23 protein-coding genes and 1 pseudogene are annotated in these 26,163 nt (G+C 67.8%); 13 read left to right on the top strand and 11 right to left on the bottom strand.

Translation table 11 applies throughout. From position 1 onward, the window contains the following. Positions 1-5: 5 nt before the first annotated feature. The 3 genes from C5C17_RS07455 to C5C17_RS07445 all read right to left on the bottom strand — a co-directional run bounded on the left by C5C17_RS07455 (position 6) and on the right by C5C17_RS07445 (position 3,091). Entirely contained in the window at positions 6-986 is a 981-nt protein-coding gene (locus tag C5C17_RS07455; RefSeq protein ID WP_104252737.1) for a carbohydrate ABC transporter permease, read from the bottom strand. Continuing rightward, the gene (locus tag C5C17_RS07450; protein ID WP_167516516.1) at positions 983-2,137 is read right to left on the bottom strand and encodes a sugar ABC transporter substrate-binding protein; all 1,155 of its coding nucleotides are present in this window, start codon (positions 2,135-2,137) and stop codon (positions 983-985) included. Before C5C17_RS07450 ends, C5C17_RS07455 begins: the two co-directional genes overlap by 4 nt. Before the next feature lie 159 nt (positions 2,138-2,296). Beyond that, positions 2,297-3,091, bottom strand: coding sequence for an IclR family transcriptional regulator (locus C5C17_RS07445; protein ID WP_104252735.1), 795 nt, complete (start codon positions 3,089-3,091; stop codon positions 2,297-2,299). An 87-nt stretch (positions 3,092-3,178) separates the two neighbouring features. Between C5C17_RS07445 and C5C17_RS07440 the strand changes: the two genes are divergently transcribed. The 3 genes from C5C17_RS07440 to C5C17_RS07430 all read left to right on the top strand — a co-directional run bounded on the left by C5C17_RS07440 (position 3,179) and on the right by C5C17_RS07430 (position 6,764). Further along, a complete protein-coding gene (locus C5C17_RS07440) occupies positions 3,179-4,342 on the top strand; it encodes a mandelate racemase/muconate lactonizing enzyme family protein (protein WP_104252734.1) in 1,164 nt (387 codons plus the stop codon). Continuing rightward, the gene (locus tag C5C17_RS07435) at positions 4,342-5,250 is read left to right on the top strand and encodes a dihydrodipicolinate synthase family protein (protein WP_104252733.1); all 909 of its coding nucleotides are present in this window, start codon (positions 4,342-4,344) and stop codon (positions 5,248-5,250) included. The genes C5C17_RS07440 and C5C17_RS07435 overlap by 1 nt, the downstream gene beginning before the upstream one ends. Before the next feature lie 170 nt (positions 5,251-5,420). Further along, complete coding sequence (locus tag C5C17_RS07430) at positions 5,421-6,764, top strand: acyltransferase (RefSeq protein WP_104252732.1); 1,344 nt, start codon at positions 5,421-5,423, stop codon at positions 6,762-6,764. Between the two features lie 119 nt (positions 6,765-6,883). On the opposite strand, the pseudogene C5C17_RS18910 reads toward C5C17_RS07430, so the two are convergent. Then, positions 6,884-7,072: pseudogene (locus C5C17_RS18910) on the bottom strand (zinc-binding dehydrogenase); the annotation flags it as partial. 264 nt (positions 7,073-7,336) lie between these two features. Here C5C17_RS18910 and C5C17_RS07420 point away from each other — a divergent pair. Next, on the top strand, positions 7,337-8,662 hold the full coding sequence (locus tag C5C17_RS07420) for an esterase family protein (RefSeq protein WP_104252731.1): 1,326 nt from the start codon (positions 7,337-7,339) through the stop codon (positions 8,660-8,662). Positions 8,663-8,690: 28 nt separating this feature from the next. On the opposite strand, the gene C5C17_RS07415 is transcribed toward C5C17_RS07420, so the two are convergent. From C5C17_RS07415 to C5C17_RS07400, 4 genes are all read right to left on the bottom strand, one after another. After that, positions 8,691-10,151, bottom strand: coding sequence for an amino acid permease (locus C5C17_RS07415; protein ID WP_104252730.1), 1,461 nt, complete (start codon positions 10,149-10,151; stop codon positions 8,691-8,693). A gap of 264 nt (positions 10,152-10,415) precedes the next feature. After that, a complete protein-coding gene (locus tag C5C17_RS07410) occupies positions 10,416-11,216 on the bottom strand; it encodes a tryptophan-rich sensory protein (RefSeq protein ID WP_104252729.1) in 801 nt (266 codons plus the stop codon). Between the two features lie 123 nt (positions 11,217-11,339). Beyond that, the gene (locus C5C17_RS07405; protein ID WP_104252728.1) at positions 11,340-11,864 is read right to left on the bottom strand and encodes a pyridoxamine 5'-phosphate oxidase family protein; all 525 of its coding nucleotides are present in this window, start codon (positions 11,862-11,864) and stop codon (positions 11,340-11,342) included. A gap of 169 nt (positions 11,865-12,033) precedes the next feature. Continuing rightward, on the bottom strand, positions 12,034-13,077 hold the full coding sequence (locus tag C5C17_RS07400; protein ID WP_258066056.1) for an NUDIX domain-containing protein: 1,044 nt from the start codon (positions 13,075-13,077) through the stop codon (positions 12,034-12,036). Between the two features lie 230 nt (positions 13,078-13,307). On the opposite strand from C5C17_RS07400, the gene C5C17_RS07395 reads away from it, so the two are divergent. Then, positions 13,308-13,733 (top strand): hypothetical protein, encoded by a 426-nt coding sequence (locus tag C5C17_RS07395; RefSeq protein ID WP_146079103.1) that lies wholly within the window; start codon positions 13,308-13,310, stop codon positions 13,731-13,733. 35 nt (positions 13,734-13,768) lie between these two features. Here the strand turns inward: C5C17_RS07395 and helR are convergent, their stop codons facing one another. Together helR and C5C17_RS07385 are read right to left on the bottom strand one after the other, a co-directional pair. Further along, positions 13,769-15,934: an RNA polymerase recycling motor ATPase HelR gene (gene helR, locus C5C17_RS07390; RefSeq protein ID WP_258066055.1), complete on the bottom strand. Its 2,166-nt coding sequence runs from the start codon at positions 15,932-15,934 to the stop codon at positions 13,769-13,771. Between the two features lie 52 nt (positions 15,935-15,986). Then, positions 15,987-17,186 (bottom strand): FUSC family protein, encoded by a 1,200-nt coding sequence (locus tag C5C17_RS07385; protein ID WP_104252725.1) that lies wholly within the window; start codon positions 17,184-17,186, stop codon positions 15,987-15,989. A 254-nt stretch (positions 17,187-17,440) separates the two neighbouring features. Between C5C17_RS07385 and C5C17_RS07380 the strand changes: the two genes are divergently transcribed. The 8 genes from C5C17_RS07380 (at position 17,441) to C5C17_RS07345 (ending at position 25,402) form a co-directional block, all read left to right on the top strand. Beyond that, positions 17,441-18,457 (top strand): siderophore ABC transporter substrate-binding protein, encoded by a 1,017-nt coding sequence (locus tag C5C17_RS07380; protein WP_104252724.1) that lies wholly within the window; start codon positions 17,441-17,443, stop codon positions 18,455-18,457. Positions 18,458-18,576: 119 nt separating this feature from the next. Next, positions 18,577-19,590, top strand: a complete 1,014-nt coding sequence (locus tag C5C17_RS07375; protein WP_104252723.1) for an ABC transporter permease — start codon at positions 18,577-18,579, stop codon at positions 19,588-19,590. Beyond that, complete coding sequence (locus C5C17_RS07370; protein WP_104252722.1) at positions 19,583-20,632, top strand: iron chelate uptake ABC transporter family permease subunit; 1,050 nt, start codon at positions 19,583-19,585, stop codon at positions 20,630-20,632. The genes C5C17_RS07375 and C5C17_RS07370 overlap by 8 nt, the downstream gene beginning before the upstream one ends. Beyond that, the gene (locus C5C17_RS07365; RefSeq protein WP_104252721.1) at positions 20,629-21,387 is read left to right on the top strand and encodes an ABC transporter ATP-binding protein; all 759 of its coding nucleotides are present in this window, start codon (positions 20,629-20,631) and stop codon (positions 21,385-21,387) included. Before C5C17_RS07370 ends, C5C17_RS07365 begins: the two co-directional genes overlap by 4 nt. Before the next feature lie 71 nt (positions 21,388-21,458). Next, positions 21,459-22,403 carry an ABC transporter substrate-binding protein gene (locus C5C17_RS07360; protein WP_104252720.1) on the top strand — a complete coding sequence of 315 codons (945 nt, stop codon included), beginning with the start codon at positions 21,459-21,461 and terminating at the stop codon, positions 22,401-22,403. Beyond that, the gene (locus C5C17_RS07355) at positions 22,400-23,446 is read left to right on the top strand and encodes an iron chelate uptake ABC transporter family permease subunit (protein WP_258066054.1); all 1,047 of its coding nucleotides are present in this window, start codon (positions 22,400-22,402) and stop codon (positions 23,444-23,446) included. The genes C5C17_RS07360 and C5C17_RS07355 overlap by 4 nt, the downstream gene beginning before the upstream one ends. Next, complete coding sequence (locus tag C5C17_RS07350; protein ID WP_104252718.1) at positions 23,443-24,507, top strand: iron chelate uptake ABC transporter family permease subunit; 1,065 nt, start codon at positions 23,443-23,445, stop codon at positions 24,505-24,507. The genes C5C17_RS07355 and C5C17_RS07350 overlap by 4 nt, the downstream gene beginning before the upstream one ends. Continuing rightward, entirely contained in the window at positions 24,500-25,402 is a 903-nt protein-coding gene (locus C5C17_RS07345) for an ABC transporter ATP-binding protein (RefSeq protein ID WP_146079102.1), read from the top strand. The genes C5C17_RS07350 and C5C17_RS07345 overlap by 8 nt, the downstream gene beginning before the upstream one ends. Here the strand turns inward: C5C17_RS07345 and C5C17_RS07340 are convergent. Continuing rightward, positions 25,399-26,103: a glutamine amidotransferase gene (locus C5C17_RS07340; protein ID WP_104252716.1), complete on the bottom strand. Its 705-nt coding sequence runs from the start codon at positions 26,101-26,103 to the stop codon at positions 25,399-25,401. The genes C5C17_RS07345 and C5C17_RS07340 overlap by 4 nt on opposite strands. Between the last annotated feature and the right edge of the window lie 60 nt (positions 26,104-26,163).

The raw sequence follows: 26,163 nt of genomic DNA, 5'->3' as shown, positions 1-26,163 counted from the left end.
CGCTCCTAACTTTGCGTGCGCAATGAGCTCATGAAAACGGCCAACACTGCAGTGGCGATCAGCATAGTGATAACCCCGAGGGCAGCTGCTAGACCGAGTTGGAAATACTGGAAAGCCTCGTTGTAGATACGAATCGCCAACGTCTGGGTCGCGTTGTTCGGTCCTCCCCCAGTCAGCGGGTAGATGAAGTCGAACTCTCGGAAGATCCCGATCGCTGTGATCACGATGGAGAGCGCGGATGCGGTCCTTACAGCGGGCCAAGTGACGTACCGAAACTGCTGCCGAGCCTTGGCACCATCAAGTTGTGCCGCCTCGTACAGCTCGCCTGGCACACTCTGTAACGCTGCCAAGAGCACCAGGGTGAAGAACGGGTAGTACTTCCAGATCGTCGGGATGATCACCGCAAGCATCGCGGAGTCCGGGTCGGCGAGCCAGGCGATGTTCTCCTGAATGAGGCCGAGGTGCCGAAGGACGGCATTTACGACGCCGTACGAGGCGTCAAGCATCCATGCGAAGGCGGCGCTCACCGCGATCCCCGGAACTGCCCACGGGAGCAGCACCAGCGGTCGAAAGATCCTTCGGCCGGGGAAGCTCCGGTTCAACAGAAGGGCGAGTCCGAGACCGATGAGGAATGCCGGGATGAGAACCCCGAGGGTGTAGACGACCGAACGCCCCAAATCCCCAAGAAGCTGCGGGTCCGTCAAGATGCTGACGTAGTTGTCCAAGGTGAGCGGCAGAGCGCCGACCTCGGTCAGCGACTGTACTCGCCCGCCTCGAAACGACAGGTCAATCGCGACGTAGAACGGGTAGGCCATGAGCAAGCTCACGACGACAAGCGTCGGTGAGAGCGTCAGGTAGGCGAAGAGCCCATCGCGCCGCCGTGATGGCGACCCCTTCTTCCCTGCACCGGCCGACTGCTTCCCCGACTGCTGACGGACATTCGGTTTTTGCGAAACAACGACTTCTCTGGTTTGCAGGTCGGTCATGATGCGTTCCCGAATTCCCGCTCAAGTTGCTCCTGGAGTCCACGTGCTATCTCCGCCGTGGGTGTCTCCGTCGTCGTGAGATTGATTGCCGCTTCAGAGACGATCTGGCTGAGCCTCGTGAACTCCTCCTTCTGCTGCCCATCCTCGGGATAGATACTCACCGCCTCGTCGGCGAGTTCCTGGAACAGCTCCAACTCTGGACGGTCTTCGAGCGCCTCCTCGGTGATGGAACCAGCGCGGGGTGCCGGCACCGCGGCGAGTTCGGTGTATCGCTGCTGCCATTCGGGGCTCGCCGCCAGCTCTACGAACTTCCAGGCAGCGTCTTCCGTGCGCGGATCCAGGCCAGACGGAAGGTGGATGCTATTGCTCACACCCCCTGGAATGGTCTCGAACGGTGCGGCGGCCGTCTTCAGCTTCCCCGCGACGCCATCTGCCGCTCCGTCGAGTTCCGCGACGAAGAACGGACCATCGAGAAGCATCGCGATGTTGCCGTTCAGGAAGAGCTCATTGCGCTGCTGAGTCTGGATTCCGGCGGGTGCCTCACGCAGCGCGGCCCGATACTGCTCCATGCCGGCGATGGCTGCGGGCGTCTCCATTGTGAACTCCGCGCCCTCTGCGAGGGAGCCCCCGTTGCCGGTAATGAACGACATCAGCTCCGTGTAGTTGTCCGGACTCTGCTGTGTTGTCGCCCCGAACCCGTAGACGCCGCCGCCGGTGACTGCCTGCGCGGCCTTCACGACCTCTTCCCCTGTCGTCGGCACTGCGACCCCCGCCGATTCCAAGAGCTCGGCGTTGTAGTAGAGGGTGTAGCCGTATCCGAGGAGGAGTACGCCGTAGGTCTCTTCCTGCCAGTTCATTTCTGCCTGCAACGGTGTCCAGGTCTCCGCGATGTCCGTCGCCTCGAGCCTCGTGTTCAGCGGCGCGAGCCAGCCGCGGCTCGCGAACTCCGAGGCATTGCGTGCGGGCAAGTGCACGATCTCGGGCTGATCGTTCGCAGCGAATCGCGTCGTCAGCTGATCAACGTAGCTGCCGAACGGGACCTGGTAGAAGTCAATCGTGACGTCGGAGTGCTGCGATTCGTACTCAGCAATAACCTCCTTCCACCACGCGCCGAACGCTGGATCCTCGGCCTGCCAACTCGGAAACTCCAAGGTGATGGGTGCGTTCGGGTCCGGTGGTGCGTCGGATACGCAGGCCGTTAACCCGAGTGCGGACGCGATCGCAAGGGCGAGAAGAGTGGTCTTTCGAGTGCGTTGCATACTGCGACACTTCCTTGTGTGCTGGTGTGAGTGGATCGGGCTTGGCGCCCACTAGTTGCGCTGCGGCAGTTGCGAGGAGCTTCGGGGACCGAGGTATCCCATGCCCGTGCTGATGGAATCGGCAACCTCGATCGCCCGCTGCGCGATCTCAAGTTCGCGTGAACTCAAATCCAGTGCGCTGAGCGGTCCAGAGATCGAGATCGCCGCCACGATGAGGCCGCCGGAGTCGCGGATGGGAGCGGCCACGCACGATCTACCGAGAGCAAGTTCTTCTCGCTCAGTTGCGTAGCCACCTCGGTCGACGGCCGTCACTGCGTCGTCGAGCGCCTCGTGGTCGACGATCGTTCGGACGGTGAAGGGTTCAAGGTCAGGGAGCAGTTCCCGGCGTTCCGGGCCAGAAAGTCCCGCCAGGAGACATTTCCCGAGGGCGGTCGAGTGCAGCGGACTCCGCTGCCCCATGAGCGTGAAGTTCTTCGGCGCAAGCGTTCCTTCGAAGTTGCAGAGGTAATACAGCTCATTTCCGCGACGGATGGCCACATTCACTCCCAGTCCGAGGGCCGCTGCGAGCTGTTGGCCCGGCTGCCTTGCGTGACGGAACACCGACTGCTCGTTGAGGGCCGAGCCCGCCATCGCAAGGAAGATCAATCCGAGCCGATACGTTCCCGCGTCCGGATCTCGGACCACGTACTCGAGGCGCTCGAGCGCCGTGAGCAGCCTCGACACCGTTGATTGGCTGAGGCCTGTCTCAGTGACGATGTCCGCGACGCGAGAGGGGCCGCGCCGAGTGATTGCCTCGAGCACGGACGCCGCCCGATCGAGCCCCTGGTTTGCTCCGTCTGCCGCCATGACTTCTCCGATCGCTGGACAACCTCATCGATTGTGGATAGCGTAATCCGCACAGTGCATGACCGCAACCACTGATTGGATAGATTCATGCAAATTGCGTCAGTCGAGGTCTTTGTCCTCAAGCTGGAGCACGCCGACAACTACCTTGGCGTCCTCCCGAACGGAGCGGAGATCCCCGCCGGGTACCACGTGCGCGATCCGTGGCGCAGCCTCTACTCGCCGCTGTTCGAGACCGTTCTCGTCAAAATCACCGCCGAAGACGGGACAGCCGGTTGGGGTGAAGGACTCGCGCCGGTCGGACCGGAGATACCTGCGACCATCATCCGTCGCCTCATCGCGCCTCAGCTCATCGGGAAAAGCGCAACCGCGCCAAGGCCCGCTTGGGAACTGACAAGTGCGCTTATGCGAGAGCGCGGACATCTCGTCGGCCATCAGGCGGATGCGCTTGCGGCAGTCGATATCGCACTCTGGGACCTCGCCGCACGCATCCACGACCTCCCGCTCGTCAGCCTCCTAGGAGGCGCCTTCCGAGACCAGGTGCCCGTCTACGTCTCGGGACTTCCGAGGTCGACAGACGATGAGCGCGCGGAACTCGCTCGAACGTGGCAGAACTCGGGCATGAAGGCGGTGAAGTTGCACCTGGGTTTCGGCGTCGACGAGGACCTCGCCACCGTCTCGGCGATACGCAGAGCTGCGCCCGAACTCCGAGTCGCCGTCGACGCCCATTGGGCCTACACGATGCACGAAGCCTTGCGCCTCTCTGCGGGCCTCACCGAACTTGGCGCTTGGTTCTTGGAAGCTCCACTCGTCCCGGAAGACGAACGAGGACACGCGGAGCTCGTGAGAAGAAGCCGGGTCCCCATCGGCATCGGTGAGACGCTCCGCACTCGCTACGAGTTCGAACAGTGGACCGAGAAGAAAGCGCTCGACATCGCTCAGCCCGACCTTGGCCGCACCGGCCTCACCGAAGCGCTCGCTATCGCCACGCTCTGCTCGACACGCCACTTGCCGGTTGCACCGCATCACTCAGTGGGGCTCGGGGTGCTGCTTGCCGCGGGAATCCACTTCAGTGCAGCCACGCCCAACCTGCTCGCCTTCGAGTACCAGCCCACGAGCACTGAAATCGGACAGTCGATCCTGACAGGCCCTCTCCTCCCGGACGCTTCATCGTTCCGAATCCCAGACGGTCCCGGGCTTGGGATCACCGTCAACGAACCATACGTACGCCAACACGCTAAGGAGATCAGCTGATGCCAGCACCCCAGGGACTCATTCCGATTCTCGCCACCCCGTTCGATGTTCACGGCGAGCTCGATCTTCCGAGCCTCCGCCGACTCACAGAGTTCTGCCTCGCGAGCGGAGTCGACGGCGTAGCGATCAACGGCAACGCGAGCGAGGCGTTCGCTCTTACCGCGACCGAGCGACGCACGGTACTTGCGGAGGTCCGCAGCGTCACGGCCGGCGAAGTTCCGGTCGTTGTGGGCGTGAACGCTATGTCCACCGTCACAGCTGTCGAGCAGGCAAGCGAGTCGGCCGATCTCGGCGCCGACGTACTTATGGTCCTTCCGCCTTTTATGGTCAAGCCCTCGCCAGGGCAGCTCGTTGATTTCTACGGAGAGGTCGCTCAAGCCTGCCGAGAGCGCGGAGCCGAGGTCATGCTCCAGGATGCGCCCGGACCTACCGGGGTGCAGTTCCCGGTGGAGACGATCACCGACTTGAGCCGCGTGCCTGGTATCACGTCGGTGAAGGTCGAAGCGCCACCGACCGCCGAGAAGATCGATGCGGTAGTTCGCACGTGCGCATCCGAGCACTTCACGATCCTCGGCGGCAACAACGCGCAGTTGTGCCTCGAGGAGTACGCGAGGGGATCAACGGGAACGATGCCCGCCAGCGAGTTCGTGGATCTCCTCAAGCCAGCGCTGGATGCCTGGAACGCCGGAAATCATCACGAAGCCCGCGATCTGTTCGCCGGATTCCTCCCCCTCATTCTGCTCGGCGTGCAACCCGGAATCGCGTGGAGCGTGCACAAAGAGGTGCTGATGCTTCGAGGAATTATCGCTTCGTCCACGGTGCGAGCACCTGCGAAGCCGCTGACTCCGCGCTCGCGTGAGGCGCTGGCCGCTGTGCTCGCCGCGTTGCCATCACCCCTCCTCGTCTAGGTACCTCCACCGCACAGCGACCACCTACAGGGTGGACGGGGAGTCCCCAACCTCATGCAGGGGCTTTTGATACGCCCGTAGGGGTCGCGCGGGTCTGCGGGGTGAGGCTGCCGGGGTCGGTCTCTTTCTACGGTTCGGATTGTCCGAGCCAGTAGAAAGAAGGCCGCCCCGTGACTCAGCTCACCATCCCCCGCACCGCAGCTTCCCCCGAGCCGAGCGGCCGTCGGGGCGCCCCCGCATCGCAGCGCGACGCTGCGGTCGACCTCGTCCGCGCCGTCTGCCTCGCCGTGGTCCTGCTGCTCCATATCTCTATGGCCGGCGTCGCGGTGGTCAGCGGCGACATCAGCATCACGAACGCCGTCGAAGACGAGGGCTGGTTCGCTCCCGTCACCTGGCTCCTTCAAGTGATGCCGCTGTTCTTCATCATCGGCGGCTTCGCGGCCCGCGCGCAGTGGATGCGGTTGCGAGCGCGCGGGGGCACTTCGCGTGAGTTCATCGTCAGCCGAACGCGGCGCCTGCTCGTGCCAGCGCTCGCCTTCACGGCCATCGTGACGCTCGCTCTCACGGTCGCCGCCCTGGCCGGCGTAGACACGGCGCTGCTCGCCGAGGCGTCCTTCCGCATGACGCAGCCGCTGTGGTTCCTCGCCGTCTACCTCGGCGTGACCGCGCTCGTACCGCTCATGCTGCGGGCCCACGAGACCGCGCCCAACGCCACGCTCATCGCGCTCGTCTCAGGCGCCGTGCTCGTCGACGCCCTCCGCAAGTTCAGCGGCGTGGATGCGGTCGGCGTCATCAACTACGCATTCGTTTGGCTCGCAATCCAGCAGCTCGGGTTTTTCTTCTCCGAGTGGCGAACCGGATCGGCGACCGAATCGGCAAGCGGGGACGCCGTCGCGAGAGCGCGACGCCGTCGACTGCCGATTGCCCTCATTGTCGGAGGCGCCCTGGCCATCGTGGCGCTCGTGAACGTCGCCGGCTACTCCCCCGAGTTGCTCCTCGACAACAACAACCCGGCCAGCATCGCCCTCATTGCGCTCGGAGCAACGCAACTCGGCGTACTCATGCTCGCCCACCCCTCTCTCACGCGCGTCGCTTCCGGTACACGCGGCTCCGCGTTCTCGCGCTTCGTCAACACCCACTCGATGCGCCTCTACCTTTGGCACATGCCGGTACTCGTCGTTGTCACGGCCGGGCTCCTCACCGCCGGGGCGTGGTGGCCAGAACCCCTCAGCCTGGAGTGGTTCGTGACACGACCGCTCCTGATCGCCACCGTCCTCGCCGCAACCGCATTGCTCATGCCCATCGCCGCGCGGTTGGAAGCGCCGACCGAGCGCCTCGTGGGGGTCGCCGCCCGTCGCATCCGAGGAGGACGCCCGAGCGCACCGGCCGCGGTTTGGCTCGGCATCGCGGGCGTCGTCACGCTGCTTGTCTTCGGATTCTGGCCGGCGTGGGCCGGGCTACTCGCTTGCGTGCTCATGATGCTGAGCCTGCGGGTCCGCACGCTCGCGTCGTGAGCATCCACCCGCGCACAGTACATGCCCGTGCCTCGGTTCGGTGCGAAGAGTCGACGAACGACCCGCCCTTCGGCAAGGGCGTCGAGGACGTCGTTGATGTCCTCGAAGGCGGCCGTGGAGCCCACGTAGGAGTCGAGCAGCCGTTTACCGGAACCCGCGAGCTGCAGGGCCGGCACAATAAGTTGCTGCAGAGGGTGCGGAAGACCGACCGAGACCACTGCTCCGCCACGAACGAGCATCTCGAGGCAGGCGCTCATCACATTGGCGTTCCCGACCGCCTCGATCGCGAGGTCAACGCCGGCTGGCACCAGCTCCGCAACAAGCGCGGCCGCGCCCTCCGGGGTGGTGACCGCGTCGGCCCCGCCCTCAGGGCGAGCCCGTGCTTGTCGGAGTTCGGGTCCACGGCGATCACCACAGCTTCGGGAGCAGTGGCAGCAGACAAACGCCCCGCAACCGCGTGTAGCTTTCTCTCACCCCGTGTGAGAAGTTGAGTCGACCAGCGCCGCAGCTTCGCCGGAATCCCCCGTCACGCTTCGCCTGAAGGAGCACCCGATGTCGTTCCCCGGACGCGCATGAGCGCCATCCTCGAGCTGCCGATCATCAACTCGCCGGCCATGTGGATCATCTACGCCGTCGCCATCGCCTTCACGGTCACGCTGCTCATCCGCAAGGACAGCAAGAGCAAGCACGGCAAAACCAAGAGGTGGCCGCCGCGCGCACTCAGCGGCATCGCCGCGGGCGCCATCGTCGGGTTCCTCATCTACCTCGGCGGCAACGCCCTCGACCTGTTCGGCGTCGACCTGCCAGGCCCCGTCGGCACCTGGGCCGCCGCCACCTTCGCCGGTATCGGCCTCGCCATCGCGTCCTTCCGCCACTCGAAGCCCTGGCGCAAGATCGTCGCGAGCGTCTCGATCCTCGCCTACCTGGTCGCCGGCGCAACCGGCATCAACGCGCTGTACGGCCTCAACCCCACCCTGGGCTCAGTGTTCGGCATCGTCGAAGAAGACCAGATCACCCTGCCCGACTTCAACGCCGACAACCGAGCCGTCCCGACACAACCCCTCGCCTCGACCTGGCAGTCACCCGCAGACATGCCGTCGGTCGGTGAACGCGGCTCTATCCCCATCCCCGGCACAACGTCGGGCTTCGTCGCCCGGGACGCGGGCATCTACCTGCCACCGGCGGCCCTCGTCGAGAACGCGCCAGCTCTCCCCGTCGTCATCATGATGATGGGCTACGTCGGTAACCCTGACCCCACGATCATCAGCGACGTCCTCGACCAGTTCGCCGCCGACCACAACGGCCTCGCACCCATCGTCGTCGTCGCCGACCAGCTCGGCGGCCAAGGCGACGTCGACCCTGCCTGCGCCGACTCCGCCAAGTACGGCAACGCCGAAACCTACGTCACCACCGACGTCGTCAACTGGGTCAACGCGAACCTCAACGTCATCCAGGACCCCAAGTACTGGACCGTCGCCGGCTACTCGAACGGCGGCGGATGCGCGGCCAAGTACGGCGCGAAGGACCCGGGCACGTTCAAGAACATCATCAGCGTCTCCGGCGAGCAGTACCCGGGCTCCGAAACGCCCGACGCCGTCCAAGCCGACATCTACGGCGGCGACGCTGCAGCCTTCGAAGCGTCGAAGCCCATCAACATCTTCCAGGCCGCCCCAGCAGGCACCTACGCGGGCATGACCGCGATCTTCACGGCCGGCAGCGAAGACCCCGACTTCGTGTCCATGGCCACCACCGTCTCCAACGCCACGCAAGCGCTCGGCATCAACACCACCCTCTTCATCGTGCAAGGCGCGGACCACGGCGGCGACGCCGTCAGCGGCGGCCTCACCGAAGGCTTCAACGTGCTCTACCCGGTGCTCGGACTCTCGACCGGAAGCTGAGCGAGCATCCGCAAACCGTCACCGTTTTCTACGTGCGGGGCGCAGTCGCGTGCGCACTGGACGCCGCGACCTGACCCGCGGGACGTCGCACGAGCATCCACGCGACGCCGAGGATCACGAACCACAGCGGGGTCAGGAGCAGCGGGCCGCGCGTGTCCTCGAAGAGGCCGAGCACCACGAGCATGAACGCGAAGAACCCCAGCACCGCCCACGTCAGGGGAACGCCGAAGCGTAACCGGTAGGCGGATGCGGCGTGCAGCTCGGGCCGCCGGCGCCGGTACACGAGGTACGACGCGAGGATCATCGACCACACGAAGATGAACAGGATCGACGACACGGCCGTCACCAGCTGGAAGGCGTCGTCGAAGATCAAGCCGAGTGAGCCACCCAGCAGCACGACCCCGCACGACAGCAGCAGGGCGTTGCCCGGGACCGCGGTGCGCGTGAGCTTCCCGAAGACGGATGGCGCCTGCCTCGTCGTCGCGAGGCCATACGCCATGCGGCTCGACGAAAAGAAGCCGCTGTTCGCAGCTGAAACCGCCGAGGTCATGACCACGGCGTTGATGAGCGCCGCCGCGCCGCCAAAGCCGATGAGCAGGAAGAGCGCAACGAACGGACTCTCGCTCGGGTCGATCTCACTCCACGGCGTGACGCACATGATGACGCCAAGCGCGAGCACGTAGAAGAACAGGATGCGCAGCGGCACCTGGTTGATGGCCCTCGGCAGGTTCTTCTCAGGGTCCTTCGCCTCAGCCGCGGTCGTGCCGACGAGCTCGATGCCGGCGAACGCGAAGATCGCGATCTGGAAGCCGCCAAGGAACCCGACGAAGCCATTGGGGAAGAAGCCGCCGTCGTCCCAGAGGTGCGCGACGCTCGCGGCGTCACCGTTGGGAGCCGTGAACGACGTGACGATGAGGAAGAAGCCGACCACGATGAGCCCGAGAATCGTCACGACCTTGATGAGTGCAAACCAGAACTCGGCCTCGCCGAAGGCCTGCACCGCGATCAGATTCAAGGCGAGCACAAACGCGACCGCGACGACCATCGGCACCCAACCGGGAAGGTCTGGCCACCAGAACCTCGCATACGTCTGCACACCGACCATATCCGCGGTCGCGATCGAAATGAGGCAGAGCCAATACGTCCAGCCGATGAAGAACCGCGCCCATTCGCCGAGATAGTCGGCCGCGAAATCCTGGAACGTGCGATAGCCGAGATTGGAGAGCAGCAGCTCCCCCATCGCTCGCATCATCACGAACAGCATCGCGCCGACCACGACGTACACGAGCAGGATCGACGGGCCCGCCTTGTGGATGCCGATGCCGGACCCCAAGAACAGCCCGGTGCCGATCGCACCGCCGATAGCGATCAGCTGGATGTGCCGGTTGCTGAGGCCGCGCTCCAGCCCCGTCGCTGGCGGGGAGACGCTTCCGCCGGTGCCGTCTGCAGTTGCGGAAGCGGCGGGTTCTGCGGAGCCTGCGGCTGTCATCGAATCGACAACCGCGGAAGGGGGAAACAGCACACGGTGCTCATGGCCAGAGCTTAGAACTCGTCCGAAGAAAAAGCACCGAAAAAGAACTGGTGGAGGACACTGGAATCGCACCAGACAAGGCGTCTCAAGAACGCATCCCCCAAGGGTTCCGAGTGTATGCGTCGCTTCAGCGGAACGTCAAGGATTCGATCCCCGATTCCCGTGTCGTCCGCTCTCTCGGTGGCGGCGATGGCGCGAGAGAACGGACGACACGGGTGCGGCTCAGGTCAGGGCCGGCGACGACGACTTGGCGCTGCGCCAGTCGATCGACTTCGCGAGCACGCCGGTCACCGCGATGAGAATCGCAACCGCAAGCGCGACGACGCCGACCAGCGTCGACTCGGGCGCATCCGAGAGCCGCCCGAAGCCGACCCAGGCGACACCCCAGATGATGGCGGCAGAGACGGCGAGGTTCTTCCAACGCCAGATGTAGAACGTCGCGAGACCGAGGACGGCGACCAGTGCAGCCGTCGTGGAGATCTCGCCGAGCGTGCTCTCGGCTTCCACTCCCGTCGAGACGATCGCGGCGCCAAGGTTCGCGAGCGTGGCGACCGACACCCAGCCCAGGTAGAGGCCGAACGTGGTGTCGACGGCGAGGCGCTCACCCCAGTTCTCGGCGGGATGCGCGGCGATACGGCTCACGAGCACGATGCAGACGGCGAGCAGCGCGACGATGACGCCGACGCTCACCCAGATGAGGCCGAACTGCGTCACCAGCAGCCACCCCGCGTTCAGGAGCATGGAGAGGGCGGCCCACCAGCCGGTGGCCCGCGCCTTGGCGGAGTGCGCCTGCTTCGGCAGCCACTGCCAGACGACGTACGCGAACAGGCCCAGGTAGATGACCGACCAGATCGAGAACGCGGTACCGGCGGGAGCGATGAGGGTCGCGTCGGCGGAGAGGTTGCCGCTCGACGACTGATTGACCTCGGTGCCGCCGAACAGGCCCACCCCGAAGAGGGTCCCGACGACGCAGAGGATTCCAGAGATGGTCACGAACAGACGACGAAGCAGATCGGAGGACATGCAAAGAAGCTAAACGATCTAACTGAATGGGCCGTGGGTGTTGACGAGCCCGTGCCCGCCGAGACGAGTGGCCCGGCCCCGCGGAGCGCGGGACCGGGCCACCGAAGCCTGACCGAGTTCGACCTACAGCTCGACCTTGGCGTTGTCACCCTCGAGCGGCTCGCCCGACACCTTCGACTTGATGAAGCTGAAGGCAGTCGCGATGCGGCCGCCCGGGCTGTCCCAGTACTCGGCACCGCTCGCCGAGAACTTCAGCACGCCCACGTTCGGGTCCTCTGGTCCGTTCGGGAACCACGCCTCCGCCGCAGGGTTCCACAGCTCGCGCAGCTTCTCCGGCGCATCCACGAGACCGGCAGTGCCCGACAGCGACACCCACGAGTCGTTCGAGCTCAGCGACACCCCGGCACGCGAGTCCGCGCCCAGGTTGCGCACCGTGGTCGAATCCTTCTGGATCAGGAACCACAGGTCGCCGTCGAACTCCGCCTCCTGGATCGTGAGCGGATGCGCGACCAGCGAACCCGAGCCCTCGATCGTCGTGAGCATGGCGAAGCGGAAGTCCTTCACGAGCTTCGCGATCTTCGCGACCTCGTCGGAATGCGACGCGTTCGAATGCGTGCCGTGGCCGTCGTGCGTGGTGTGGTCAGTCATGTACTGCTCCTCGGGGTCGGATCCTGCACGCTGAGACGCCCGCTCGGGGCGCTCCCGTTGCCGGGACTCCGCGAACGTACGCACGCGGCATCCGAAGTCCCCTCGTGTCGCCCGAACGCCCGCCGTGCACTCCCGGCGTGCCACCTGGGAGGACCGCGCAGGCTGACTGCTACGGCTCGAGGGAGCGCCGGGCCCCGTAGCCGACCAGATCCCGCAGCCACCCCACGCCGCGCACGCTGGCACCGACCGCCACCGCACGTTCGCTCAGCTCCCGGTCGCTCGTCGCGACCGTCACGGACTCCCCCATCGCCAGGCGACGACGAGCCTCATCAACGATCGCGTCATCCCCGGAACCCTCAGCGCGAACAACGCTGACCCCCACGTTCGTCGCCGATGCACTCGCTCCCGGGCAGCGGGCATCCCGCGCGGCACCTTCGACAACGACAGCGAACTCCGGGAACCACCGATCCCCGGTCAGTCCGAGGTCTGCCGCGGGGACGCCCGCGCTGGTGGCACTTCGGGAGGCGTGCGAGGGAACGCCCCAGGTCGACCCGGAGGCCGCGGTCGGGACGCTGGATACTGCGGCTCGCGCTCCGGCGAGCGCGAAAGCGTGCACCTTCGCGAGCAGACGCTCGGCAGCGCCGGCGCGGTCCCGCCACCAGCCATCCGGCACCGAGCCGACGACATTCGCCGCGTCGACGATGACCACCGGCCGCACCGCGAGCGCGGACCGAAGCTCGGGCCAGGCGGCAGCGAACCCGTGATGGAGGGGCAGGTCGTCGACCTCGTCGATGGGGACCCACCGCAGCTCGAGGCTTTCCGCGTCGGCGATCACGGGCTCGAAGGGGTGGACGACGCGGGCGACGAGCGTCGTGTAGCGCCAGAAACCGAGCTCGAGCACGCTCATGAGGAGCGGAGCCACGGCGCCCGCGGGAACTCCGGCCTCCTCGGCGGCCTCGCGCAGTGCGCCGACGGCTGGCAGCTCACCTTCGTGGAGGGCACCACCGGGGATGCCCCAGGTGCCACCGTGGTGGCTCCACTCGGCGCGGTGCTGCAGGAGGATCCCGCGATGCGGGTCCACCGCAACAAGACCCGCCGCGCCGAACCTGCCCCAGTACCGCTGGCCGGTCTCGGAGTACACCCACGCGTCACCCGGATCGCGAGGGCCGTGCAGGCGCCGCGAGACCTGCTTGCCGGCGGGGGAAGTCGTCACCCAGCCAGCTTCACACGGCGCGGCCACCCTGCCAAGGCCCGCGAGTGATGGGCGTCACAGACCTCGAGCGCCCGTCCACCGCCTCGAACCCGCTTCCACCTGCCTTCGCCCGAGCTCGTGCTGCAGGCGCTCCGCTCCACTTCGCAGGCACGTGGGCTGTGGATGCGGGCCCGTGCACAGCGGGCGAGAAAGGCGGCCGCGTCCCGAGTCGCCGAGCGCAGACTCGTGCCATGACAGCGATCCCAGCCCCGATGACCGACCCCATCACCACCGACGAGGACGTCCTGCGTCATGTGACCGCTCTTGTCGGACAGGCCTACCGGCGCCAGCTCTGGCTCATGTTCCTCGACGCCGACGATCATGCGCTCCCCGTGCTCATGCCGATCGAGGCCTACCCGCAACGCCCGACCCACCCGCAGCTCGAGCGGATCGCCAACGTCATCTCCCGCATGATCGACGAGCTGCAGGCCGCGAGCGTCATGCTCACGTGGGAGAGACCTGGGCCCGGCGACTCGACTTCAGATGAGCGTCTCTGGGCTGCCGCGCTCGGCATCGTCTGCGAGGTGAGGGAACTGTCCGTGCGGGCGCAGCTCCTCGCGTCCAGGGAGGGCGTGCGCCTGTTCGAGAAGGCCGAGTACTTCGCCGTCGCCGCGTGAGCTCCGCCCGGCAAGCAGGACCCGTCGCGGCACCGTCATTCCGTGGTCAGCACCACCAGCTGCTGCGTCGCCCTCGTCATCGCGACGTAGCGGTCGACGGCACCCTCGATGCCTGTTCCGAAGCGGTCAGGGTCGATGAGCACCACGAGATCGAACTCGAGGCCCTTCGCCGTCTCCGGAGTGAGCGAGCGCACCCGTCCGCGGTTGTCGTAGCCGAGGGACCGGTCGCTGCCCACCGCGGTGATGACGCACGCGATCCCGTCGAAGTGCTCGTCGAGCCACGCGTCCAGCACGCCCTGCAGCTCAGCCACACCGCCGTACATGACCTGGAGGCCGCTGTTGCGCACCGAGATCGGCACGTTTGCGTCGGGAAGGGCCTCGAGGATGACGGGTGCGGCCTCGAGCATGACCTCCTCCGGCGTGCGGTAGTTGATCGTGAGCTGGGCGACCTCGACCTTCGGCAGACCGATGCGCGCCAGCCGCTCCTCCCAGGTCTCGCGGAACCCGTGACGCGCCTGCGCTCGGTCGCCGACGATCGTGAAGCTCCTCGACGGGCACCTCGCCAGCAGCATCGCCCACTCCGCATCCGTCAGCTCCTGCGCCTCGTCGATCACCACGTGCGCGAACGGCCCAGCGAGCTCGTCGAAGTCGACGGGCGGCAGGGAATCCTCGTCGATGAGCGACTGCTGCGCATCCTCGACCCGCAGCATCGTGACCAGCCCCTCCCCGTCGTCATCGCCCTCGATGAGGTTGTCGACAACGTGCGACATGTTCTCCTGCTGCGACGCCAGCGCCTCAGCCCGTCGCGCCCGCTGCCGGAACTCGTTCGGGTCGCCCGTGAGGCGCCTCGCCGCGTCGATGAGTGGGAGGTCCGAGACAGTCCAGGCACGAGCATCCGGGCGCTGCAGCCTGCGCACCTCATCGGCGCTCAGCTCGGGAGCGCACCACTGCAGGTAGGCCGGCACCGACCACAGGTCGGCGATCACCGAGGCCGGGTCGAGCAGCGGCCAGGCCTTCGCGAACGCAACCCGCAGCCGCTCGTCGCGCAGGAGCGTCGCCCGCACCGAGTGCTCCGACGCGCTCGGCGAGCGCTTGTCGACGAGCAGTCGCAGCACCTCCTCCCACACCTGCTCTCGAGCCTCGTTGTGGGTGAGCCCAGGCTCATAGGCCACGAACGCCTCCGCCCAGTCGGCCGCCTCGAGCGTCAGCTCCTGCGAGTCGCTCGTCGTCACCGTGAACGGCGCACGGGGCGGACGCTGGTGGTAGCGCACCGCCTTGCCCACGGCGCGCACCAGATCGAGCGACGACTTCAGGCGGGCGACGGATGCGTCGGCCTCGTCACGCGCATCCGCCCCCTCGGGCAGCAGGTCACGCAGCGTGCACAGCTGCACGCTGTCCTCCCCCAGGCTCGGCAGCACGTTCGCCACGTAGTTCAGGTAGGGGCGGCTCGGCCCCACGAAGAGCACCCCGCCGCGGCCCTGCTTGAAGCGCGGGTCGGAGTGGAGCAGGAACGCCGTGCGGTGCAGGGCGACCACCGTCTTGCCGGTTCCCGGCCCGCCATCCACGACCAGGGCGCCGCGCGAACCCGCCCGGATGATCGCATCCTGGTCGGCCTGGATCGTGCCGAGCACATCCCGCATCTCCCCAGACCGCGCAGAGCCGAGGCTCGCGATGAACGACGACTGGTCGTCGAGCGCCACCCGGCCCGCCATCTCTTCGGGCACGAAGACCTCGTCCCAGTAGTCGACGACCCGCTCCACGTTCCACCGGTACCGCCGCCGACTCGCCAGGCCAAGCGGATTCGCGTGCGTCGCGGCGAAGAACGGCTCAGCCGCCGGCACCCGCCAGTCGATGAGCAGGCGCCGCCCGTCCGCATCCGCGAGTCCGAAGCGCCCCACGTAGACATCCGGAGACCCGTCCGCCGGCGTCATACGCCCCAGGCACGCGTCCACCCCGAACCGCTCGAGCCCGCGAAGCTGCCGCGACAGGCGGTGGATCTCCGTATCGCGATCGAGCGCCTGCTGCCCCGCCCCTCCATCGGTGAGCCGCAGCTCGTCCAGCCGCGACGCCAGCTCACGCTTCTGGCGCGACAGCGCCCCGGCAATCGCCGCGAACTGGCTAGCATCCTCGCCGACGAGTTCGGGGTCCGACTTGAACGACAAGTGCGGCGGCAGGGCAAAGACTTCAGCAGGAGATGTCACGATCGCTCATTCTGGTGCCTCGACGGGGTCTTGCGGCAAGCCCCCTGGTGATCTATACCTTGGAAGAGGCAGGCGACTGCCATCTGGGCCTCCACTCGAGCAGCACCGCGATGCCGATCGCGACCGCCACGCCGATGGCCGTCTCGACGCCGCGCTCCAGCAGCAGCTGGCCCGCAGAGACGTCACCCGCGAGCCGACCCATGACCAGCACCAGCGGCGTCAGGAACAGCAACCCGATCGTGTAGTTACGCACAATGAACAGCTCCACCCCACCCTGCAGCGCGATCACCAGCAGCACCACGACCAAGCCGCTCGGCGCGAACGCCAACAGCACCGCTGCCACGCCAAGACCCAGCACCGTGCCCACAAGTCGATGCGTCGCCCGCAGCACCCGATGGAACCCCGTCGCCGCCGACAGACCCGCGATCGCAGACACCATCGCCCAGTACGGATGCCCGATGCCGATCAGCAGCGGGATGGCACCGGCGATGAGCGTGCCGACCGCGAACATCGTCGCCCGACCGATCGTCGACGAACGCGCCGGGCGGACCGACCGGATCGACCCCGTCACCGGCGCCAGACCCGAACGCGCCGCGTCGGCACCAGAACCCGCGGCCCCAGCGCGTGCCGGATCGGCCCCAGCGGCAGCGGCGGCGGTCCCAGCGGCAGCGGCACTCGACGGCTGCGACGTCGCGGCTGCCCCGGTGCGCGCACGCGCCCGATCCACGACGACACCGACCGCGCCGAACGCGAGCCCGAGCAGCAGCGACCATGCCGCCGTCGCAACCGCGACACCGATACCGACCAGCAGCACCTCGCCACCCACCGCGAGCGCCGCGATGGCGGCCAGCGCGAAGATCTGGAACATCGGCCCTGGTGGAGCCCACCGCACCCGGTCGCCGAGGAGCGACATGAGGAACGCCCAGACCGTCGCAGCGGGCAGAACGAGCAGAGCCCGCTCGGGCGACAACGCGATGACGGCGCCCACCCCGACCGACGCGAGGAGCGAACCCGCCGCGATCGACTGCATCCGGAACCGTCCGAGCACGCTGAGCCCACGGCCGTAGACGCTCGTGAACGCCCCGAAGACGGCGAAGATCGCGAGCGGCATCGACCCGGTCGCCCACAGCAGCACGAGGGGCACCCCGATCGCCAAGGCGACTCGCAGCGCCACCCAGTGATCGCGGCGGTAGGGGCCCATCGTCGTGAGGTCACGCCAACCGGGGATCATCGAAGGACGAGGAGAGGGCATTACCCCATTGTCTCGCGCCTGTCTCGCGCCGGGCACTTCTCCCCGAACTCGGCTCAACCTCACCCGATGCCGCCCCGAAACTTAAGATAGGCTCGCCTTACTCGAAGCCGAGTCGCGCTGGATGATCAGCACGGTTCGCAGGCTTGGCCCGTCCGCCCCGAAGCGCCCGTGCGGCCCCTGCAGCGGCTTCACATCCATGCCCGAAACACCACCTGTGCGCGAAGCACAGCCCATCCCCGAACCGAGGATCCGCCATGCCCAAAACGCTCACCGCTCCAACCCGGCGCACCGCCGCACGCATCCAGGGAGCCGGCCTCCTCGCCATCACGGCGCTCCTGCTCGCCGGATGCGCCCCGGCCGACTCCGCCCCGGCCGCCGACGCAGACGCGGCGGCAGCAGCATCCGGAACCGTCACGATCACCGACAACCACGGTGAGATCGAAGTGCCCGTGAACCCGGAGCGCGTCGTCGCCCTCGACAACACCACGTTCCAGACCCTCAGCGACTGGGGCATCGACGTCGTCGCAGCCCCCAAGCCGCTCATGGAGAGCGTCTGGCCGGACCTCGCCGGTGGCGACGAGGTGCTCGACGTCGGCCTGCACCGCGAGCCCGACCTTGAGGCCGTCATCGAGGCAGACCCCGACCTCATCATCGGCGGCTACCGCTTCCAGGACTACTACGAGGACCTCAAGGCGATCCAGCCGACCACCATCGAGATCAACGCCCGCGACGGCGAAGAGGCGACGAGTGAGCTGAAGCGCCAGGTCGAGATCCTCGGCCAGATCTTCGACAAGGAAGAAGAGGCCGCCGAGACGATCGCCGCGTTCGACACCGCCATCGCAGACGCCAAGAGCGCCTACAACGGCACCGACACGGTCGTGGGCCTCATCACCTCTGGCGATGAGATCGCCTACGCGGCACCGGGTGAGGGCCGCGGCGTCGGCCAGCTCTTCCCCACGATCGGCCTCACCCCGGCCATCGACCAGGCCGCTGAAGACGCCTCCCACGGCGACGACATCAGCGTCGAGGCCATCGCGCAGGCCAACCCCGAGTGGATGATCGTGCTCGACCGCGACGCCGGCACCGGCGAAGAGGGCGCAACCGCAGCTGCCGACCTCATCGCGGGCGCCGAGGCACTCCAGAACGTGCCAGCCGTGCAGAAGAACCAGATCGTCTACCTCGACCCGACGTTCTACCTCGACGAGGGCATTCAGGCCTACACCGGCCTCTACGCCGACGTCGCCGCGGCGTTCGCCGGCGCCAACAGCTAGGCAGCGCACCCGCCCTGTGCCCCGCCGCTCGGAAGGCGCCCCCACGTCGTCCGGGCGGCGGGGCACAGCGAAGCAGACGCAGCACAGCACCCAGCCCGCCAGCCCATGACAGCGAGCGAATGACAGCAACAGCCCCACCCCCGGCCGCATCGGCGCCGCGGGTCACCCCCGCACCACGCGTGCCGCTCCTCAACCGCAGGGGCGCCCTTCCCGTGGGCATCGCGGTGGTCCTCGGCCTCGCCGTGCTCTCCCTCTTCGTGGGCGCCTACGACATCGCGGGCAACGAGTTCGGCGGCGAGATGATCTGGATCTCCCGCGTCCCCCGCACCGTCTCCCTCGTGCTGGCCGGATGCGCCATGAGCGTCTCCGGGCTCATCCTGCAGCTCCTCACCCAGAACCGCTTCGTCGAGCCGACCACGACGGGCACCACCGAGTGGTCGGCGCTCGGCCTGCTCGTGAGCTACATCCTCGTCCCCACGGCCGGTCTCACGACGCGCATGGTCATGGCGAGCGCTTCCGCCTTCATCGGCACCATGGTGTTCCTCGCCGTGCTGCGCCGAGTCGCCCTGCGCTCGGCCCTCATCGTGCCCCTCATCGGCATCATGCTCGGCGCCGTCGTCTCCGCCTTCACCACCTGGCTCGCCATCGAGACGAACTACCTGCAGATGCTCGGCACCTGGTTCATGGGCAGCTTCACGAGCGTCGTGCGCGGCCGCTACGAGGTGCTCTGGATCGTCGCCATCATCGTCGTCATCGCCTACTTCGTCGCCGACCGCTTCACCGTCGCCGGCCTCGGCAAGGACATCGCCACGAACTTCGGCGTCAACTACAACCTCGTCATGTTCATCGGCACCGCGCTCGTCGCCATCGCGACCGGCGTCACGACCGTCGTCGTCGGCTTCCTTCCGTTCCTCGGGCTCATCGTGCCGAACCTCGTCTCCATGGCCCGCGGCGACAACCTCAGGTCGAACCTGCCATGGGTGTGCGTCCTCGGCGTCGGCATCATCATCGTCTGCGACATCATCGGCCGCGTCATCCGCATGCCCTTCGAGCTGCCCGTCTCGATGATCCTCGGCATGGTCGGCGCCGCCGTCTTCATCACCCTCCTGCTCCGGATGCGGCGCGATGGCTGACACCGTGCCCCGCCTCCCGAGATCCACGGCCCGCCGCGTCGGCGACAAGGTCAGCGACGCGTCCAAGCCCGCCAAGCCGCCCCGCCTCTGGCTGCGCTTCAGCATCCTCGGCGCCCTCGTCGTCCTCTCGGCCGTCGGCGTACTCACCTACGACATCGCCATGGAGCCGGGCAGCCGCGGCTTCTGGCTCGCCGTGAACCTGCGTGTCGTCACGGTCGCGACCGTCATCATCGTCGCCGCCTGCCAGGCCGTCGCCACGGTCCTCTTCCACACCGCGACCGGCAACCGCATCCTGACCCCCTCGATCATGGGGTTCGACGCGATCTACGTCGTCTTCCAGACCGCCCTCGTGTTCTTCCTCGGCGGCGCCGCACTCGCCTCGACCGACGGCCTCCCCAAGGTGTTCCTGCAGAGCTTCCTCATGGTCGGCTTCGCAACCGTGCTCTACACGTGGCTCTTCTCCGGCAAGCGCGGCAACCTGCACATCATGCTGCTCATCGGCGTCGTCTTCGGCGTGGGCTTCGGCTCGCTCTCGACGTTCATGCAGCGCCTCCTCACGCCGAGCGAGTTCGACGTGCTCTCAGCGAAGCTCTTCGGCAACCTCAGCAACTCGAACCCCGAGTACCTGCCGTGGGCGGCGCTCATCATCGCGGTCGTGCTCGCCTTCATTTGGCGCACCAGGAACACCCTCGACGTGCTCGCCCTCGGCCGCGACACCGCCGTCAACCTCGGCGTCGCCTACAAGCGCAAGGTCACGGTGCTGCTCATCCTGACGGCCGTGCTCATCTCCATCTCGACGACCCTCGTCGGCCCCATGACGTTCTTCGGCTTCATCGTCGCGACCCTCGCCTACCAGCTGACCGGGTCGTCGCAGCACAAGCACGTCATCCCGTTCGCGATGCTCCTCGGCATGCTCACCCTGCTCGGCGGGTACTTCGTGCTGCGCCACGTGTTCTACGCGGCCGGCACCCTCTCGATCATCATCGAGTTCGTCGGCGGCCTGTTCTTCATCGTGTACCTACTCAGGAAGGGCGCCCTGTGATCTCCCTCTCGAACGTCACCAAGACCTACGGCAAGGCGACCGTGCTCGGGCCCGTCACGCTCGACATCCCCGCCGGCGGCATCACCGCCCTCGTCGGCCCGAACGGCGCCGGCAAGTCGACGCTGCTCACGATCGTCGGCAGGCTGACGGATGCGAGCACCGGCATGGTCACGGTCGGCGGCCACGACGTGACGAAGGCGAAGAGCCGCGACCTCGCGAAGGTCGTCTCGATCCTCCGCCAGGAGAACCACTTCGTCACCCGCCTCACGGTGCGCGAGCTCGTCGGCTTCGGCCGCTTCCCCCACTCGCAGGGGCGGCTCACACCAGACGACAAGCAGCACATCGACCGGGCCATCGAGTTCCTCGACCTCACGGCACTCGAGAACCGCTACCTCGACCAGCTCTCCGGCGGGCAACGGCAGCGTGCCTACGTCGCCATGGTGCTTGCACAGGACACCGACTACATCCTCCTCGACGAGCCGCTCAACAACCTCGACATGAAGCACGCCGTCGCCATGATGGGCCAGCTTCGTCGGGCCGCGGATGAGCTCGGCAAGACGTTCGTGATCGTCATCCACGACATCAACTTCGCCGCCGCCTACGCCGACAACATCATCGCCCTCACCGACGGGCAGCTCGCGCACTCCGGCAGCCCGAAGGACCTCATGACGACCGAGACCCTCGAGCACGTCTTCGGCACCCCCATCGAGGTGCGCCACGACGGCGACTACCCGCTCGCCGTCTACTACCGCTGAGCCGCCGCCCACCCAAGCCGCACTCGACACGCAGCGATCCACCCCATCCACCTCCACGGAAGTCGACTCCCATGCACTCATCCCCGACACGGAGGGCATCGGCCCTCATCGCCTCCGCCGCCCTCACCGGCCTGCTCCTCGCCGGATGCGCGACCGGCGCCGCGGAGACCCCCGCATCAGGGGACAACGAGGGCGGAGCATCCGCGACCCGCTCCGTCGAGCACGCCAGAGGCACGGCCGAGGTCCCCGCCGACCCGCAGCGCGTCGTGGTCCTCGAGCCCGTCGAGCTCGACACGGCCGTCGCGCTCGGCGTGACCCCGGTCGGTGCGGCCGTCGCCAGCAACGTCGCGGGCATCCCCGAATACCTCGGCGTCGACGGCGTCGAACCCGTCGGAACGGTACCGGAGCCCGACCTCGAGGCCATCGCCGCTCTCAAGCCCGACCTCATCCTTGGCACCGAATCCCGCCACTCGAAGCTCTACGACCAGCTCGGAGCCATCGCGCCGACCGTGTTCATGGCCACGCAGGCCGATCCGTGGCAGGAGAACGTGCTCCTCATCGGCGAGGCGCTGGGACAGCAGGACCAGGCCCAGGAACTCCTCACCGGCTTCAACGACCGCTGCGAGGAGATCAAGAGCCAGACGGGATCGGCGGGGAAGACCGCCAACCTCATCCGGCCGCGCGACGAGACGACGCTCAGCCTCTACGGGCCCACCTCGTTCGCTGGCGGGGCGCTCGAATGCGCCGGACTCACCATTCCCGAGCAGCAGTGGGAGGACGGACTGCAGGCCGACATCTCGCCGGAGAACATCCTCGAGGCCAAGGCCGACTACGTCTTCGTGACGACGGCAGACGTCGAGGACGCGTCGACCGTGCCGACAGCGATCACCCAGAACGCCGCCGAGTTCCCCTCCGTCACCCTCGTCGACACGAGCTACTGGGTCTCCGGCGTCGGACCCAAGGGCGGCGCCCTGGTGCTCGACGACATCGAGCGCTTCCTCGCAGCGCAGCAGTGACGCTCGCCCACGCCGACCACACGCCGAGGCCGCTCGGCCTGAACAGGCGAAGCCGAGCATCCCTTGGCCTCGCAGCCCTGCTGGTGCTGCTCGTGATCTCGGTCGTGCTCTCCCTCATGATCGGCTCGAACTCGCTCCCGCCGCACGCCGTCCTCGACGTGCTGCGGGGCGGTGGCTCCTCCGAGGCCCGCTACGTCGTCGGCGAGCTGCGTGTGCCCCGCACGGCGACGGGGATCATCGTAGGCGTCGCCCTCGGCGTCGCCGGCGCGCTGATCCAGGCGTTCACCCGCAACCCGCTCGCCGACCCCGGCATCCTCGGCGTCAACGCCGGAGCCGCGTTCGCCATCGCCATCGGCGTCGCCTTCTTCGGTCTCCGCGACATCTCCTCGTTCGTGTGGCTCGGCTTCCTGGGCGCGCTCGCCGTGACCCTCGCCGTCTCCCTCATCGGCTCCGCCGGACGCGGACCCGCCGACCCCATCCGCCTCACCCTGGCCGGCGTCGCCATCGGCGCCGTCTTCTCCGGCATGACAACGGGAATGACCCTGAGCAACCCCGATGCGTTCGACCGGATGCGCTCGTGGAACGCTGGCTCGCTCCTCGGCAGGGGATTCGACGTGCTCCTGCCGGTCCTCCCCTTCATCGTCCTCGCGCTCATCGGCGCGCTGCTGCTCGCCCCCGGGCTCAACTCGCTTGCGCTCGGCGAGGACGTCGCTCGCGCTCAAGGAGCGAACGTCGCAGCCATCCGCGTGGGCGTGATCATCGCCGTCACGGTGCTCGCTGGGGCCGCGACGGCGCTGGCCGGGCCGATCGCCTTCGTCGGCCTCATGGTGCCGCACGTCGCGAGGTGGGTGTTCGGCGTCGACCAGCGCGTGATCCTCACGATCTCCGTCGTGCTCGCCCCGGTCATCGTGCTCCTGTCGGATGTGCTCGGTCGAGTCCTCATCGCGCCAGCCGAGATCCCCGTCGGCATCGTCACCGCGTTCGTGGGCGCACCCCTGCTCATCGCCCTCGCACGACAGCGGAAGGCGAGCACCCTCTCATGAGCACCACCCGCATCCCGGACCGCGTCGACGTCGGCTACCGGCAGCTGCTCCTCACGGCCGGTCCCCTCGCGGTGCCCCTCCGCCTGCGGACCCTCGTCGTCGGCGCACTCACTGCCGCCGTTCTTCTCGTGCTCGGCATCCTCGCCCTCGGCCTCGGCGCCTACCCGTTGACCCCGGACGCCGTCGTGCGCGCCCTGCTCGGTGGCGGTGATGCGCTCGACCGCACGGTCGTCTACGAATGGCGCCTGGCCAGGGTGGTGGCGGCCATCGTGCTCGGCGGATTCCTCGCGATCGCCGGAGCCCTCTTCCAGACGGTCACCAGGAACCCCCTCGCGAGCCCCGACATCCTCGGCCTGTCCAACGGCGCCTTCACCGGGATGCTCGTGAGCGTCGTCGCCTTCTCAGCCTCGTGGCCGCTCATGACCGCGGGCGCCATGCTCGGCGGACTCGTCACGGCCCTCCTCATCTGGGGGCTCGCGCACGGGGGCGGCGCGCAGGGCTTCCGCCTCATCGTCATCGGCATCGGAATCTCGGCCATGCTCGCGTCCGTGAACACGTGGATGCTGCTCGAAGTCGAACTCGAGACCGCCATGTTCGCCTCCGCATGGGGAGCCGGCACTCTCAACGGCGTGACGGGTCCACCCCTCGCCGGTGCGATCGTCTGCGGCATCCCGCTCCTCGCACTTCTCCTGCTGATGGCTCCCCAGCTGCGCCAGCTCGATCTCGGCGACGACGTGGCGGCCGCGACGGGAGCTCGGCCGCAGCTCGTGCGCGCCGTCGTCCTGCTCGCGGCGGTCGGCCTCGTGTCGATCTCCACCGCCGTCATCGGCCCGGTCGCCTTCGTCGCCCTCGCCGCCCCGCAGATCGCCCGCAGGATCGCGCGGACGCCGTACCTCTCCCTTCCACTCTCAGCGCTCGTCGGAGCCCTGCTGCTGCTCGGCTCCGACCTGATCGCACAGCACGTGCTTCCCGTCACGCTGCCCGTGGGCGTCGTCACCGTGTCCGTCGGAGGCCTCTACCTCATCGTCACCATCGTTCAGGAGATCCGCCGTCGTGCCTAGCCACCAGACCCCAGCTCCCGGCAGCCGAGAAGAGCGCACACCGACCGATGACGCCACGCCGGCCCGGGGCGCGCCACGTCTCGAAGCCGTGGACATCACCCTCGGCTACGACCGCTCGCCCATCATCAACGGGCTCAGCGCCGAGATTCCCGACGGATCCTTCACCGTCATCATCGGCCCGAACGCGTGCGGCAAGTCGACCCTGCTGCGTGGCCTCTCGCGGCTCCTCGCCCCCGAAGCCGGCCGGGTCGTGCTCGACGGCAAGGCGATCACGAGCATGCCGGCGAAGGACGTCGCGCGACGCCTCGGCCTCCTGCCGCAGTCGGCGCTCGCCCCGGACGGCATCACCGTCGCCGACCTCGTGGGACGCGGCCGGTACGCGCACCAACGCTTCCTCCGCCAGTGGTCCTCAGCCGACGAGCGCGCCGTCCGTGACGCGCTCGACGCGACAGGCACCCTGCCACTCGCCGCGCGACGCGTCGACGAGCTCTCCGGCGGCCAGCGCCAGCGCGTCTGGGTTGCCATGGTCCTCGCGCAGCAGACCGACCTCCTCCTCCTCGACGAGCCGACGACATTCCTCGACATCGCCCACCAAGTGGAGCTCATGGAGCTCTTCGCGCACCTCAACCGCAGCGGCCGCACCATCGTGGCCGTGCTCCACGACCTCAACCACGCGGCGCGCTACGCCGACCACATCATCGCGATGCGCGACGGCCGCATCCTCGCGTCGGGAACGCCGAGCGAGGTGGTGACGAGCTCGCGGGTCGAGGAGATCTACGGCCTGCCGAACGTCGTCATCGAAGACCCCGTCACGGGTGGCCCACTCGTCGTGCCGCGCGGGGTGCCGTTCTCCCGGGAAGTGCGCGGCGCCGACGCGACCGGCGTACCGGCCTAGGAGCGCGCGAGGCCGTCGAGCCAGGCCCCGACGACTCCGCGCGCGGCGTCCGTGAGGCGAGGCGCGAGCTCGAGCGCATCCGCCCTGATCGCCCGCGGGTCGAGGTCGTGCACCGCCAGCTCGTAGGCGTTCGCGATGAGCCACGTCTCGACCATGTGCGGGTCAACCTCGAGGTGGAACTGGAGACCAAGCAGGTTCGGGCCAGCGGCGAAGGCCTGGTTCGGGAAGCCAGGGGTCTCCGCCAGCCGGTCGGCGCCGGCGGGGATCTCGAACTGGTCGCCGTGCCAGTGCAGCACCGGCACGTCGCGCAGCCCTCCGAGCACCGATCCTGCTCCCACTGCCGTGAGTGTCAGCGGCGAGAAGCCGATCTCGACCCTGCCCGTCGGCGCAACGTCGGCGCCCATGGCCGCCGCCATGAGCTGGGCTCCCAGGCACACGCCGAGCGTCGGGCGGTTGGCCTCGATTCGCGCTCTGACCGCCGCGATCTCCGGCGCGAGGAACGGGTAGCGATCCGCATCCCCCACCCCGATCGGCCCGCCGAGCACCACGACGAGGTCGGCCGCGAGCAGCTCCCCCGCCGTGATCTCGTCCTGCCCGGCTTCCAGGTAGCGGATGCCGTACCCGCGCTCGGTGAGCACCTCACGGAGCAGGCCGAGGTCTTCGAAGACCACGTGGCGGACGACGAGGGCGGTGGGCGACACGGCGGGCTCCTTCAAGGGCGGTTCGGGGTGGAACGTCGGATGCACCGATTCGCTCGGCGC

It is taken from the genome of Pseudoclavibacter sp. RFBA6, assembly GCF_002931575.1.
Taxonomy (GTDB): Bacteria; Actinomycetota; Actinomycetes; order Actinomycetales; family Microbacteriaceae; genus Pseudoclavibacter; species Pseudoclavibacter terrae.
The sequence above is the reverse complement of the archived record's forward strand: the minus strand, read 5'-3'. Positions and strand labels throughout refer to the sequence as shown.